The 14,073-nt window shown below is 57.0% G+C and carries 20 protein-coding genes; 1 reads left to right on the top strand and 19 read right to left on the bottom strand.

Annotation, left to right across the window (positions count from 1 at the left end; translation table 11 throughout):
• The first annotated feature begins 147 nt into the window (after positions 1–147).
• A complete protein-coding gene (gene uvrA / locus J3361_RS20685) occupies positions 148–2,982 on the top strand; it encodes an excinuclease ABC subunit UvrA (protein ID WP_186729629.1) in 2,835 nt (944 codons plus the stop codon).
• A gap of 97 nt (positions 2,983–3,079) precedes the next feature.
• Here uvrA and bfr read toward each other — a convergent pair whose 3' ends face one another.
• The 19 genes from bfr to rplN all read right to left on the bottom strand — a co-directional run bounded on the left by bfr (position 3,080) and on the right by rplN (position 14,057).
• Entirely contained in the window at positions 3,080–3,544 is a 465-nt protein-coding gene (gene bfr / locus J3361_RS20690) for a bacterioferritin (protein WP_014340470.1), read from the bottom strand.
• A gap of 158 nt (positions 3,545–3,702) precedes the next feature.
• Entirely contained in the window at positions 3,703–5,151 is a 1,449-nt protein-coding gene (locus J3361_RS20695; protein WP_207966123.1) for a catalase, read from the bottom strand.
• 223 nt (positions 5,152–5,374) lie between these two features.
• Complete coding sequence (rplQ, locus tag J3361_RS20700; RefSeq protein WP_003186009.1) at positions 5,375–5,761, bottom strand: 50S ribosomal protein L17; 387 nt, start codon at positions 5,759–5,761, stop codon at positions 5,375–5,377.
• A gap of 42 nt (positions 5,762–5,803) precedes the next feature.
• The gene (gene rpoA / locus J3361_RS20705; RefSeq protein WP_003186012.1) at positions 5,804–6,805 is read right to left on the bottom strand and encodes a DNA-directed RNA polymerase subunit alpha; all 1,002 of its coding nucleotides are present in this window, start codon (positions 6,803–6,805) and stop codon (positions 5,804–5,806) included.
• Positions 6,806–6,827: 22 nt separating this feature from the next.
• Positions 6,828–7,448, bottom strand: a complete 621-nt coding sequence (rpsD, locus tag J3361_RS20710) for a 30S ribosomal protein S4 (RefSeq protein ID WP_003176404.1) — start codon at positions 7,446–7,448, stop codon at positions 6,828–6,830.
• An 18-nt stretch (positions 7,449–7,466) separates the two neighbouring features.
• Positions 7,467–7,856, bottom strand: a complete 390-nt coding sequence (gene rpsK / locus J3361_RS20715) for a 30S ribosomal protein S11 (RefSeq protein ID WP_002555466.1) — start codon at positions 7,854–7,856, stop codon at positions 7,467–7,469.
• Between the two features lie 30 nt (positions 7,857–7,886).
• A complete protein-coding gene (gene rpsM, locus J3361_RS20720) occupies positions 7,887–8,243 on the bottom strand; it encodes a 30S ribosomal protein S13 (RefSeq protein ID WP_003194635.1) in 357 nt (118 codons plus the stop codon).
• A 130-nt stretch (positions 8,244–8,373) separates the two neighbouring features.
• On the bottom strand, positions 8,374–8,490 hold the full coding sequence (rpmJ, locus tag J3361_RS20725; protein ID WP_002555468.1) for a 50S ribosomal protein L36: 117 nt from the start codon (positions 8,488–8,490) through the stop codon (positions 8,374–8,376).
• Between the two features lie 30 nt (positions 8,491–8,520).
• Entirely contained in the window at positions 8,521–9,849 is a 1,329-nt protein-coding gene (gene secY, locus J3361_RS20730; protein ID WP_018612224.1) for a preprotein translocase subunit SecY, read from the bottom strand.
• A complete protein-coding gene (rplO, locus tag J3361_RS20735) occupies positions 9,850–10,287 on the bottom strand; it encodes a 50S ribosomal protein L15 (protein ID WP_207966124.1) in 438 nt (145 codons plus the stop codon). It abuts the gene before it with no gap.
• Positions 10,288–10,290: 3 nt separating this feature from the next.
• Positions 10,291–10,467, bottom strand: a complete 177-nt coding sequence (gene rpmD, locus J3361_RS20740; RefSeq protein WP_003186033.1) for a 50S ribosomal protein L30 — start codon at positions 10,465–10,467, stop codon at positions 10,291–10,293.
• Positions 10,468–10,469: 2 nt separating this feature from the next.
• Positions 10,470–10,970, bottom strand: a complete 501-nt coding sequence (gene rpsE / locus J3361_RS20745) for a 30S ribosomal protein S5 (RefSeq protein ID WP_003186035.1) — start codon at positions 10,968–10,970, stop codon at positions 10,470–10,472.
• 3 nt (positions 10,971–10,973) lie between these two features.
• Positions 10,974–11,324, bottom strand: coding sequence for a 50S ribosomal protein L18 (gene rplR, locus J3361_RS20750; protein WP_003186037.1), 351 nt, complete (start codon positions 11,322–11,324; stop codon positions 10,974–10,976).
• Between the two features lie 10 nt (positions 11,325–11,334).
• A complete protein-coding gene (rplF, locus tag J3361_RS20755) occupies positions 11,335–11,868 on the bottom strand; it encodes a 50S ribosomal protein L6 (protein WP_003186039.1) in 534 nt (177 codons plus the stop codon).
• Between the two features lie 12 nt (positions 11,869–11,880).
• Positions 11,881–12,273: a 30S ribosomal protein S8 gene (rpsH, locus tag J3361_RS20760; protein ID WP_017848802.1), complete on the bottom strand. Its 393-nt coding sequence runs from the start codon at positions 12,271–12,273 to the stop codon at positions 11,881–11,883.
• Between the two features lie 210 nt (positions 12,274–12,483).
• Positions 12,484–12,789, bottom strand: coding sequence for a 30S ribosomal protein S14 (gene rpsN / locus J3361_RS20765; protein ID WP_003186042.1), 306 nt, complete (start codon positions 12,787–12,789; stop codon positions 12,484–12,486).
• A 13-nt stretch (positions 12,790–12,802) separates the two neighbouring features.
• Complete coding sequence (gene rplE / locus J3361_RS20770) at positions 12,803–13,342, bottom strand: 50S ribosomal protein L5 (protein ID WP_003186044.1); 540 nt, start codon at positions 13,340–13,342, stop codon at positions 12,803–12,805.
• A gap of 20 nt (positions 13,343–13,362) precedes the next feature.
• Positions 13,363–13,677, bottom strand: coding sequence for a 50S ribosomal protein L24 (gene rplX / locus J3361_RS20775; protein WP_003186046.1), 315 nt, complete (start codon positions 13,675–13,677; stop codon positions 13,363–13,365).
• A gap of 11 nt (positions 13,678–13,688) precedes the next feature.
• Positions 13,689–14,057: a 50S ribosomal protein L14 gene (gene rplN / locus J3361_RS20780; protein WP_002555479.1), complete on the bottom strand. Its 369-nt coding sequence runs from the start codon at positions 14,055–14,057 to the stop codon at positions 13,689–13,691.
• Positions 14,058–14,073: the final 16 nt, after the last annotated feature.

Genomic DNA, 14,073 nt, shown 5'->3' on the forward strand with positions numbered 1-14,073 from the left:
ACCAGTCCCATCGATTGAGAGGGTATATGGCGACCGTTTGCCGCGCAGTCTTCATGTATGGCCGCAATCGCGCCTTCAATAGTGTGCATCCATCCAGTATTTGCCCGTATACTCCTACGTTTTCGACGCCCGCCGAGCGAGGCCACTTTGGACAAGATCCTGATTCGTGGGGCCCGTACCCACAACCTGAAGAACATCGACCTGACCCTGCCACGGGACAAGCTGATCGTCATCACCGGCCTGTCCGGATCCGGCAAGTCATCGCTGGCCTTCGACACGCTGTACGCCGAAGGTCAGCGCCGCTATGTCGAATCGCTGTCGGCCTACGCCCGGCAGTTCCTGTCGATGATGGAAAAACCCGACGTCGACACCATCGAAGGCCTGTCGCCAGCCATCTCCATCGAACAGAAGTCGACTTCCCATAACCCCCGGTCGACGGTCGGCACCATCACCGAGATCTACGACTACTTGCGCCTGCTGTATGCGCGGGTCGGTATTCCCCGTTGCCCCGATCACGATATTCCCCTGGAAGCCCAGACCGTCAGCCAGATGGTCGACCTGGTGCTGGCCCAGCCGGAAGGCAGCAAGCTGATGCTGCTGGCACCGGTGATTCGCGAGCGCAAGGGCGAACACCTGATGGTTTTCGAAGAGCTGCGCGCCCAGGGCTTCGTGCGGGCGCGGGTCAACGGCAAGCTGTGCGAGCTGGACGAATTGCCGAAGCTGGATAAACAGAAGAAGCACTCGATCGATGTGGTGGTTGACCGCTTCAAGGTCCGCGCCGACTTGCAACAGCGCCTGGCCGAGTCCTTCGAGACCGCGCTGAAACTGGCCGACGGCATTGCCCTGGTCGCCCCGATGGACGACGAGCCCGGCGAAGAGATCATTTTTTCCGCACGCTTCGCCTGCCCGATCTGCGGTCATGCCATCAGCGAGCTGGAACCCAAGCTGTTCTCCTTCAACAACCCGGCCGGCGCCTGCCCGACCTGCGACGGGCTGGGGGTCAAGCAGTTCTTCGACACCAAGCGGCTGGTCAATGGCGAGCTGACCCTGGCCGAAGGGGCGATTCGCGGCTGGGACAGGCGCAACGTCTATTATTTCCAGATGCTCGGTTCGCTGGCGGCTCATTACAAGTTCAGCCTGGACAAGCCGTTCAACGAATTGCCCGCCGACCAGCAGAAATTCATCCTGCACGGCAGCGGCTCGCAGAACGTCGATTTCAAATACCTCAACGACCGCGGCGATATCGTCAAGCGCTCGCACCCGTTCGAAGGCATCGTGCCGAACCTGGAGCGCCGCTACCGCGAGACCGAATCGGCCAGCGTGCGCGAAGAACTGGCCAAGTTCCTCAGCACCCAGCCCTGCCCCGATTGCCGCGGTACCCGTTTGCGTCGTGAAGCGCGGCATGTGTGGGTCGGCGAGAAGACGCTGCCGGCGGTGACCAACCTGCCCATTGGCGACGCCACCGATTATTTCGGTGGACTGAAACTCACCGGCCGTCGCGGCGAAATCGCCGACAAGATCCTCAAGGAAATCCGCGAGCGCCTGCAGTTCCTGGTGAACGTCGGCCTGGACTACCTGACCCTCGACCGCAGTGCCGACACCCTGTCCGGTGGCGAAGCCCAGCGTATCCGCCTCGCCAGCCAGATCGGCGCCGGCCTGGTGGGGGTGATGTACATCCTCGACGAGCCGTCCATCGGCCTGCACCAACGGGATAACGACCGGTTGCTCGGAACCCTGAAGCACCTGCGGGACATCGGCAACACGGTGATCGTGGTCGAGCACGACGAGGACGCCATCCGCTTGGCCGACTACGTGGTGGACATCGGCCCGGGCGCAGGCGTGCATGGTGGGCACATCGTCGCCCAGGGCACCGCCGCCGAAGTCATGGCGCACCCTGACTCGTTGACGGGCAAATACCTGTCGGGCCGGGTCAAGATCAAGGTCCCGGCCAAGCGCACGCCGCGCAACAAGAAGTTGTCGCTGACTCTCAAGGGTGCGCGCGGCAACAACCTGCGCAACGTCGACCTGGAAATCCCCATCGGCCTGCTGACCTGCGTTACCGGCGTGTCCGGCTCCGGCAAGTCGACGCTGATCAACAATACCCTGTTCCCCCTCAGCGCCACCGCCCTGAACGGCGCCACCACCCTGGAAGCGGCCGCCCACGACAGCATCAAAGGCCTGGAGCACCTGGACAAGGTGGTCGACATCGACCAAAGCCCGATTGGCCGCACACCGCGCTCCAACCCGGCGACTTACACCGGGCTGTTCACCCCGATCCGTGAACTGTTCGCCGGCGTGCCGGAGTCCCGTTCACGGGGCTACGGCCCGGGGCGTTTCTCGTTCAACGTCAAGGGCGGGCGCTGCGAGGCCTGCCAGGGCGATGGCTTGATCAAGGTGGAAATGCACTTCCTGCCCGACATCTACGTGCCGTGCGACGTGTGCAAGAGCAAGCGCTACAACCGCGAAACCCTGGAGATCAAGTACAAGGGCAAGAACATCCACGAAACCCTCGAGATGACCATCGAAGAGGCTCGGGCGTTCTTCGACGCGGTACCGGCCCTGGCGCGCAAGCTCCAGACGTTGATGGATGTAGGGCTTTCGTACATCAAGCTCGGGCAGTCGGCGACGACCTTGTCCGGTGGTGAAGCCCAGCGGGTCAAGTTGTCCCGCGAGCTGTCCAAGCGCGATACCGGCAAGACCCTGTATATCCTCGACGAGCCGACCACCGGCCTGCACTTCGCCGATATCCAGCAATTGCTCGACGTGCTGCATCGCCTTCGCGACCACGGCAACACCGTGGTGGTGATCGAACACAACCTGGACGTGATCAAGACCGCTGACTGGCTGGTGGACCTCGGGCCGGAAGGCGGCTCCAAGGGCGGCCAGATCATTGCCGTGGGGACGCCGGAACAAGTGGCCGAGATGAAGCAGTCCCACACGGGCTACTACCTCAAGCCGCTGTTGGAGCGTGACCGGGACTGATTTTACCCGGGCACGAAAAAGCCCCTGTCATCTCATCGATGGCAGGGGCTTTTTGTTGTTTCCCTGTGGGAGCGAACTTGTTCCTACAATAAATACATCAGAACTGCGATTGCAGGTAATTCTCCAACCCGATCAGCTTGATCAGACCCAACTGCTTTTCCAGCCAATAGGTGTGGTCTTCTTCGGTGTCGTTCAGCTGGATCCGCAAAATCTCGCGGGTTACGTAGTCGTTGTGCTGCTCGCAAAGCTCGATGCCTTTGCACAGCGCGGCGCGGACTTTGTATTCCAGGCGCAGGTCGGCGGCGAGCATGTCAGGTACGGTGGTGCCGACGTCCAGATCATCGGCACGCATGCGTGGCGTACCTTCGAGCATCAGGATCCGGCGCATCAGTGCATCGGCGTGCTGGGTCTCTTCTTCCATCTCATGGTTGATACGTTCGTAGAGCTCGGTAAAACCCCAATCCTCGTACATCCGCGAATGGATGAAATATTGATCACGGGCTGCCAGCTCACCGGTCAGCAACGTGTTGAGGTAATCGATTACGTCTGGGTGACCTTGCATCGCCCTACATCTCCACAAGCTTTTAAAGGTTGTAGTTTGAACCAAGCTGACCGCAAGGTCACTGCCTCAACGCAATAAAAGCGAAGAAAATCTGAGAAAACCAAGCTAAATAACGCAAAAACCGCCCTAATGAGGGCGGTTCTGCTTCTCGTTTAGACTTAGTTAAGCGCTACGCCCAACGCCTTCGCGATACCTTCTCCATAAGCAGGATCTGCTTTGTAGAAATGCTGCAATTGACGGTCCACTACGTCCGCCGTGACACCGCCCATCGCGCCAGCGATATTGTTGATCAGCAGGGCTTTCTGCTCATCGTTCATCAAGCGGAACAGCGCACCGGCATGGCTGTAGTAATCAGTGTCTTCGCGATGATCATAACGATCCGCCGCGCCACTGAGGGCCAACGCCGGCTCCGCGTAACGCGGGGCCTGCTTCGGCGCTTCCACATAGCTGTTGGGCTCGTAGTTCGGTGCCGCCCCGCCATTGCTGCCAAACGCCATGGCGCCGTCGCGCTGGTAGGTGTTGACCGGGCTGCGTGGCGCATTCACCGGCAATTGCTGGTGATTGGTGCCAACACGGTAGCGGTGGGCATCAGCGTAGGCGAAGACACGGCCCTGCAGCATGCGATCCGGCGAGAGTCCAACCCCTGGCACCATGTTGCTCGGGCCAAATGCCGCCTGCTCGACTTCAGCGAAGTAGTTCAGCGGGTTGCGGTTGAGTTCGAGCACGCCCACTTCGACCAACGGGAACTCTTTCTGCGACCAGGTCTTGGTCACGTCGAACGGATTCTCGTAATGCGCCGCGGCCTGGGCCTCGCTCATGATCTGGATGCAGACGCGCCATTTCGGGAAGTCTCCGCGCTCGATAGCCCCGAACAGGTCACGCTGGGCGTAATCCGGGTCGGTGCCCGCCAGGCGTGCCGCTTCTGCCGGCGCGAGGTTCTTGATGCCTTGCAAGGTCTTGTAGTGCCACTTCACCCAGTGCCGCTCACCCTGTGCATTGATCAGGCTGTAGGTATGGCTGCCGAAGCCGTGCATGTGGCGGTAGCCATCCGGAATGCCGCGGTCGGAAAACAGGATGGTGACCTGGTGCAGCGCCTCAGGCGAATGCGACCAGAAATCCCACATTGCCTGGGCACTTTTCAGGTTGCTTTGCGGCAGACGCTTCTGGGTGTGTATGAAATCTGGAAACTTCAATGGATCACGGATGAAGAATACCGGCGTGTTGTTGCCGACGATGTCCCAGTTGCCTTCCTCGGTGTAGAACTTCAAGGCGAAACCGCGCGGATCGCGTTCAGTGTCGGCCGAACCACGCTCGCCACCCACGGTGGAAAACCGCAGGAAGGTGGGCGTCTGCTTACCGATCGACTCGAACAGTTTGGCGCTGGTGTACTGGGTGATGTCCTGGGTGACGGTAAAGGTGCCGTAGGCGCCCGACCCTTTGGCGTGCACTCGACGCTCGGGGATATTTTCGCGGTTGAAGTGAGCAAGCTTCTCGATCAGGTGAAAATCGTCGAGCAACAGCGGGCCGCGCGGGCCGGCGGAACGAGAATTCTGGTTATCGGCGACTGGAGCGCCGCTGGCGGTCGTAAGCGTTTTGATCTGGCTCATGCTCAATCTTCCTAGGTCGGTCTTCGAACTGCCGGCTAATCGGCTGGAAAGGAGTATCAATCATGTTAGTGACAGTATCCAAATTCATTAAATCATGGAGATCGATAGTTATTATCTAAGGACGAATACTTGCCGATAGCCAAACGAGACGAAACGGTTGACCGGCTTTCATTCAGGCAACAAAAAACCGGGCACAAGGCCCGGTTTTTTGTATGTTGCCGACTTACTCAGCGGATACAGCTTCACCGCTGGTAGCACGATCAACCAACTCGACGTACGCCATAGGCGCGTTGTCGCCAGCGCGGAAACCGCACTTGAGGATGCGCAGGTAGCCACCCTCACGGGTAGCGTAACGCTTGCCCAGGTCGTTGAAGAGCTTACCAACGATAGCTTTCGAACGAGTACGGTCGAAAGCCAGACGGCGGTTAGCCAGGCTATCTGTCTTGGCCAGAGTGATCAGCGGCTCAGCAACGCGGCGCAGTTCTTTGGCTTTCGGCAGTGTAGTTTTGATCAGCTCGTGCTCGAACAGCGACACCGCCATGTTTTGGAACATGGCCTTGCGGTGCGAGCTGGTGCGGCTCAGGTGACGACCACTTTTACGATGACGCATGGTTCATTCCTTACCAAACACAACGTTCGGTGATTACGACGATCAGGCAGTCGCCTTGTCGTCCTTCTTAAGACTTGCAGGCGGCCAGTTGTCGAGGCGCATGCCGAGGGACAGACCGCGGGAGGCCAGAACGTCCTTGATTTCAGTCAAGGATTTCTTGCCAAGGTTCGGAGTCTTCAACAGCTCTACTTCGGTACGCTGAATCAGGTCGCCGATGTAGTAGATGTTTTCCGCCTTAAGGCAGTTAGCCGAACGTACAGTCAGTTCCAGATCGTCAACCGGGCGAAGCAGGATCGGATCAATCTCGTCTTCCTGCTCGACAACCACTGGCTCACTGTCACCCTTGAGGTCGACGAACGCAGCCAACTGCTGTTGCAGGATGGTTGCAGCGCGGCGGATAGCCTCTTCAGGATCCAGGGTACCGTTGGTTTCCAGATCAATAACCAGCTTGTCCAGGTTGGTACGCTGTTCGACACGGGCGTTTTCCACCACGTATGCGATACGGCGAACCGGGCTGAACGAAGAGTCAAGCTGCAAGCGACCGATGCTGCGGCTTTCGTCTTCATCGCTCTGACGCGAGTCTGCCGGTTCATAACCACGACCACGAGCTACGGTGAGCTTCATGTTCAGGGCGCCGTTAGACGCCAGGTTAGCGATTACGTGATCGGGGTTAACGATCTCGACATCATGATCCAGCTGAATATCGGCAGCGGTAACCACCCCCGAACCCTTCTTCGACAAGGTCAGCGTAACTTCGTCACGACCGTGCAGCTTGATAGCCAGACCTTTAAGGTTCAACAGGATTTCAATTACGTCTTCCTGTACACCTTCGATGGCGCTGTACTCGTGGAGCACACCGTCAATCTCGGCCTCGACTACTGCACAGCCGGGCATTGAGGACAACAGGATGCGGCGCAGCGCGTTGCCCAGGGTGTGGCCGAAACCACGCTCGAGAGGCTCGAGCGTAATCTTGGCGCGGGTTGGACTGACAACCTGCACATCAATATGGCGGGGTGTCAGGAACTCATTTACCGAAATCTGCATGGATGCACCTATTTTCTAGCCCTTACTTGGAGTAGAGCTCGACAATCAGGCTTTCGTTGATGTCGGCGGACAGATCACTGCGAGCAGGAACGTTCTTGAAAACGCCCGACTTCTTCTCAGTGTCTACTTCTACCCATTCTACGCGGCCACGTTGGGCACACAGATCGAGAGCTTGGACAATGCGAAGTTGGTTCTTTGCTTTCTCGCGAACAGCAACCACGTCACCAGCACGAACCTGGTAGGACGGAACGTTTACGGTCTGACCGTTAACGCTGATCGACTTGTGCGATACCAGCTGACGGGATTCGGCACGAGTAGAACCGAAACCCATACGGTATACAACGTTGTCCAGACGGCATTCGAGCAGTTGCAACAGGTTTTCGCCGGTTGCGCCTTTCTTGCCAGCTGCTTCTTTGTAGTAGCCGCTGAATTGACGCTCGAGAACGCCGTAGATACGACGGACCTTCTGCTTTTCACGCAGTTGGGTGCCGTAGTCGGACTGGCGACCGCGGCGTTGGCCGTGGATACCAGGTGCTGCTTCAATGTTGCACTTCGATTCGATCGCGCGCACGCCGCTCTTCAGAAAGAGATCGGTGCCTTCGCGACGAGCGAGTTTGCATTTTGGACCAATGTAACGAGCCATTCTTTACAATCTCCTGGATTACACGCGGCGCTTCTTCGGCGGACGGCACCCGTTGTGCGGGATTGGCGTCACGTCGGTGATGCTGGCGATCTTGTAGCCACAGCCGTTCAAAGCGCGGACTGCGGATTCACGACCTGGACCTGGACCCTTGACGTTGACGTCGAGGTTTTTCAGGCCGTATTCCAGCGCAGCTTGACCAGCACGCTCAGCAGCTACTTGAGCAGCGAACGGGGTGGACTTGCGGGAACCGCGGAAACCCGAACCACCGGAGGTAGCCCAGGAAAGAGCGTTACCTTGACGGTCGGTAATGGTCACGATGGTGTTGTTAAAAGAAGCATGGATGTGGGCGATGCCATCAACCACTGTCTTTTTAACTTTTTTACGAGGACGAGCAGCAGGTTTTGCCATGATTAAATTCCTGTCGATTCGCTGGGGCGATTACTTGCGGATCGGCTTACGCGGACCTTTACGGGTACGCGCGTTGGTCTTGGTACGCTGACCGCGTACTGGCAGACCACGACGATGACGCAGACCGCGATAGCAACCGAGGTCCATCAAGCGCTTGATTTTCATGTTGATTTCGCGACGCAGGTCACCTTCAGTGGTGAACTTCGCCACTTCGCCACGCAGCTGTTCAATCTGCTCGTCGCTCAGATCTTTGATCTTTGCCGCTGGGTTGACCCCAGCCACTGCACAAATTTTCTGTGCAGTAGTGCGACCAACACCATAGATGTAGGTCAGCGAGATAACAGTATGCTTGTTATCTGGAATGTTGACGCCTGCAATACGGGCCATTCAGTGGGACTCCAATTGACAGCTACCTACGCCCCGGAAGCCAAGAAATAGGGCGCGAGATAATATCGCTGTAATAACAAATAATCAACCCGGCAGCGCACTAGCTGCCGGGCTTAAAGCACAATCACACTCAGCCTTGGCGCTGTTTGTGACGCGGTTCCGCGCTGCAAATTACCCGAACAACACCTTCGCGGCGAATAATCTTGCAGTTACGGCACAGCTTTTTCACCGATGCACGAACTTTCATCACCAACTCCTCGAACCTTATGGACGCTACTCAGCGCAACATGCCGCTGCCGTAGCCCTTCAGGTTGGCTTTCTTCATCAGGGATTCGTACTGGTGCGAAACGAGGTGCGATTGTACTTGGGACATGAAGTCCATCACAACCACGACCACGATCAGCAACGAGGTCCCGCCAAGGTAGAACGGTACGTTTGCCGCAACCACCAGGAACTGGGGAAGCAAGCAGACGGCCGTCATGTAAAGAGCACCGAACAAGGTCAAACGAGTCAGAACGCCATCAATGTAGCGCGCCGACTGCTCACCTGGACGGATGCCCGGAATAAAGGCACCGGACTTCTTCAGGTTTTCCGCTACGTCTTTCGGATTGAACATCAACGCCGTATAGAAGAAGCAGAAGAAAATAATCCCTGCACTAAACAGCAGAATATTCAACGGCTGACCAGGAGCGATCGACTGCGAGATGTCCTGCAACCAGCCCATACCTTCAGACTGGCCGAACCAGGCACCCAACGAAGCCGGGAACAGCAAGATGCTGCTCGCGAAAATAGCCGGGATAACGCCGGCCATGTTCACCTTCAACGGCAAGTGGCTGGTCTGCGCAGCAAACACCTTGCGGCCCTGCTGACGCTTGGCGTAGTGAACAGCAATACGACGCTGGCCACGCTCAATGAACACCACGAAACCGATAATCGCTACTGCCAGCAAACCGATGGCAACCAGGGCGAAGATGTTGATATCACCCTGACGCGCAGACTCGAAAGACTGCCCGATCGCTCTCGGAAGACCGGCGACGATACCTGCGAAGATCAACATCGAGATACCGTTGCCAACACCACGCTCAGTAATCTGCTCACCCAGCCACATCATGAACATCGCGCCCGCCACAAAAGTGGTTACCGCAACGAAATGGAAGCCAAAGTCACCAGTGAACGCTACGCCCTGCCCCGCCAAGCCGATGGACATGCCAACAGCCTGGACAAGAGCGAGGACGACAGTGAGGTAGCGGGTGTACTGGCTGATCTTGCGACGGCCAGCTTCACCTTCCTTCTTCAACTGTTCCAGCTGCGGGCTGACAGCGGACATCAGCTGCATGATGATCGATGCCGAAATGTACGGCATGATCCCCAGTGCAAAGATGCTCATCCGCTCCAGCGCACCGCCGGAAAACATGTTGAACAAGCTAAGAATGGTCCCCTCATTCTGTCGAAACAGGTCCGCGAGTCGGTCCGGGTTGATACCTGGAACCGGGATGTGTGCGCCTATTCGGTAGACGATAATCGCCAGGAACAGAAAACGCAGACGAGCCCAGAGTTCAGACATACCGCCTTTGCCGAGCGCAGAGAGAGCACCTTGCTTAGCCATTTATTCCTCGAACTTGCCGCCAGCTGCTTCGATAGCCGTACGCGCACCTTTGGTGGCGCCGATTCCCTTTCCGATGGTGACAGCACGAGCAACTTCGCCCGACAGCATGATTTTCACACGCTGAACGTTCTGGTTGATTACGTTGGCATCCTTCAGGGACTGCACGGTGACGATGTCGCCATCCACTTTGGCCAGCTCGGACAGACGCACTTCTGCGCGGTCCATGGCTTTCAGGGAAACGAAACCGAACTTCGGCAGGCGACGATGCAGCGGCTGTTGACCGCCTTCAAAGCCTGGAGCAATGGTGCCACCGGAGCGGGAGGTCTGACCTTTGTGGCCACGGCCACCGGTCTTGCCCAAACCACTACCGATACCACGGCCCGGACGATGCTTTTCGCGACGGGAACCCGGCGCTGGACTCAGATCATTGAGTTTCATCGATTAACCCTCGACACGCAGCATGTAGTAAGCCTTGTTGATCATCCCGCGATTCTCGGGAGTATCCAGGACTTCTACAGTGTGACCGATGCGACGCAGACCCAGACCCTTAACGCACAGTTTGTGGTTAGGGATGCGGCCGGTCATGCTTTTGATCAGCGTAACTTTTACGGTAGCCATGATCAGAAGATCTCCTTGACGCTTTTGCCACGCTTGGCGGCAATGGATTCAGGAGACTGCATTGCTTTCAAACCCTTGAAAGTGGCGTGAACCACGTTTACCGGGTTAGTCGAGCCGTAGCACTTGGCCAGAACGTTCTGAACGCCAGCAACTTCGAGGACAGCACGCATAGCGCCGCCAGCGATGATACCGGTACCTTCAGAAGCAGGCTGCATGTACACCTTCGAAGCGCCATGGGCGGACTTCATTGCGTACTGCAGAGTGGTGCCGTTCAGATCAACCTGGATCATGTTGCGGCGAGCAGCTTCCATTGCCTTCTGGATCGCAGCAGGCACTTCACGCGACTTGCCACGGCCGAAGCCAACACGGCCCTTACCATCACCCACTACGGTCAACGCAGTGAAAGTGAAGATACGGCCGCCTTTAACGGTTTTGGCTACGCGGTTAACTTGAACCAGCTTCTCGATGTAGCCTTCGTCGCGCTTTTGGTCGTTATTTGACATAACTTAGAACTCCAGCCCAGCTTCACGAGCAGCATCAGCCAGCGCCTTGACGCGGCCGTGGTACTTGAAGCCAGAGCGGTCGAAAGCCACCTGCGAGACGCCAGCGGCTTTAGCACGCGTAGCGACCAGCTGGCCAACCTTAGTGGCCGCGTCGATGTTGCCAGTGGCGCCATCACGCAGTTCTTTATCCAAAGTCGAGGCACTTGCCAGGACTTTGTTGCCGTCGGCCGAAATGACCTGGGCGTAGATGTGCTGCGACGAGCGGAACACGCAGAGACGCACGACTTCGAGTTCGTGCATTTTCAGGCGTGCTTTGCGAGCGCGACGCAGTCGAGTAACTTTTTTGTCGGTCATTTGCTATGCCCTACTTCTTCTTGGCTTCTTTACGACGGACGACTTCGTCCGCGTAGCGCACACCTTTGCCTTTGTACGGCTCTGGTGGACGGAAGTCGCGGATCTCGGCGGCCACTTGACCTACCAGCTGCTTGTCGATGCCCTTGATCAGGATATCGGTCTGGCTAGGAGTCTCAGCGGTGATGCCTTCCGGCAGTTCATAATCCACTGGGTGCGAGAAGCCAAGAGCCAGGTTCAGCACTGTGCCTTTTGCTTGCGCTTTGTAACCAACACCGACCAGCTGGAGCTTGCGCTCGAAGCCTTGGCTTACGCCTTGGACCATGTTGTTTACCAACGCACGAGTGGTACCAGCCATTGCGCGAGTCTGTTGATCTCCATTGCGAGCAGCGAAACGCAGCTCACCGGCTTCTTCAACGATCTCAACGGACGAATGGATGTTCAGTTGCAGAGTGCCCTTGGCACCCTTCACCGAAAGCTGTTGGCCTGCGAATTTGACTTCGACACCGGCTGGCAGCTTAACGGGGTTCTTAGCGACGCGTGACATGCTTATCCCCCCTTAGAACACAGTGCAAAGAACTTCGCCGCCGACACCGGCAGCGCGCGCAGCACGATCCGTCATCACACCTTTGTTGGTGGAGACGATAGACACGCCCAGGCCGCCACGAACTTTGGGCAGATCCTCAACGGACTTGTACTGACGCAGGCCAGGACGGCTAACGCGCTTCACTTCCTCGATGACCGGACGGCCTTCGAAGTACTTCAGCTCGATGGACAGCAGAGGCTTGATTTCGCTGCTGATCTGATAACCCGCAATGTAACCTTCGTCCTTCAGGACTTTGGCAACAGCTACCTTCAAAGTAGAAGATGGCATGCTTACGACGGACTTTTCAGCCATCTGGGCATTACGGATACGAGTTAGCATGTCCGCTAACGGGTCCTGCATACTCATGGGCTAGACGCTCCTAATACACAAAAAATTAGCCTTTCGGCTAGTACGTGTCGCCGAGCGCATCCGTGCAATAAAAACACGGGCTCAGGCGAGCCGGGTATTCTAGACACACCCCACAAATGAATCAAGCCCCAAAAGGGGCTTGATTCAAGTTCAAGGTCACCGGCGGTCAGGATCTTGCAACCCCGCACGCAGTGACTTTGACAGTGCTTACCAGCTGGCTTTAACCAGACCTGGAACGTCACCACGCATTGCAGCTTGACGCAGCATGTTACGGCCAAGGCCGAACTTGCGGTACACGCCGTGCGGACGACCAGTCAGGCGGCAGCGGTTACGCATGCGCGAGGCGCTTGCGTCACGTGGCTGCTTCTGCAGGGCTACGGTAGCTTCCCAACGTGCTTCTGGACTTGCGTTCAGATCAACGATGATAGCTTTCAGCGCTGCACGCTTGGTGGCGTACTTGGCAACGGTGAGCTGACGCTTCAGCTCACGGTTCTTCATGCTCTTCTTGGCCATTTTCCTACTCCAATCAGTTGCGGAACGGGAATTTGAAAGCGCGCAGCAGTGCGCGACCTTCGTCATCCGTCCGAGCAGTGGTGGTCAGGGTAATGTCCAGACCGCGGAGAGCGTCGATCTTGTCGTAATCGATTTCCGGGAAAATGATCTGCTCTTTAACGCCCATGCTGTAGTTGCCACGACCATCGAAGGACTTGGCATTCAGGCCGCGGAAGTCGCGAACCCGAGGCAGGGAGATCGACAGCAGACGATCCAGGAACTCGTACATACGCTCACGGCGCAGGGTCACTTTGACGCCGATCGGCCAACCTTCACGGACTTTAAAGCCAGCGATGGATTTCCGAGCGTAAGTCACGACGACTTTCTGACCGGTGATCTTTTCCAGGTCGGCAACAGCGTGCTCGATGACTTTCTTGTCGCCGATCGCTTCGCCCAGACCCATGTTCAGGGTGATTTTGGTAACGCGCGGAACTTCCATCACGTTCGAAAGCTTAAGCTCTTCCTTAAGTTTCGGTGCGATTTCCTTCCGGTAAATCTCTTTTAGTCGTGCCATGGTCTTCTACCTAGCAGTGTTCAAGCATCAACCGCTTTTTGGGTCGACTTGAAGACACGAATTTTCTTACCGTCTTCTACTTTGAAACCAACGCGGTCAGCCTTGTTGGTTTCGCCGTTGAAGATGGCGACGTTGGAAGCGTGCAGTGGCGCTTCTTTCTCGACGATACCGCCCTGTACGCCCGACATCGGGTTAGGCTTGGTATGACGCTTGACCAGGTTCAGACCACCAACAACCAGACGGTTGTCAGCAAGAACCTTCAGCACCTTACCGCGCTTACCTTTGTCTTTGCCGGCGATCACGATGATCTCGTCGTCACGACGAATCTTTTGCATGTCGGATCTCCTTACAGCACTTCTGGGGCGAGCGAGACGATCTTCATGAACTTCTCAGTACGAAGCTCACGGGTCACTGGCCCAAAGATACGGGTGCCGATTGGCTCTTGCTTGTTGTTCAACAGAACAGCAGCGTTGCCATCAAAGCGGATGATGGAGCCGTCAGCACGACGAACGCCATGGCGAGTGCGGACTACAACAGCAGTCATCACTTGGCCTTTTTTCACCTTACCGCGCGGAATTGCTTCCTTGACGGTAACTTTGATGATGTCACCGATACCAGCGTAACGACGATGGGAGCCACCCAGCACCTTGATGCACATAACGCGGCGAGCGCCGCTGTTATCGGCCACATCGAGCATGGATTGAGTCTGAATCATATAATTTCTCCGACCC

Source organism: Pseudomonas sp. OA65, assembly GCF_017498305.1.
Classification (GTDB): Bacteria; Pseudomonadota; Gammaproteobacteria; order Pseudomonadales; family Pseudomonadaceae; genus Aquipseudomonas; species Aquipseudomonas zanjanensis.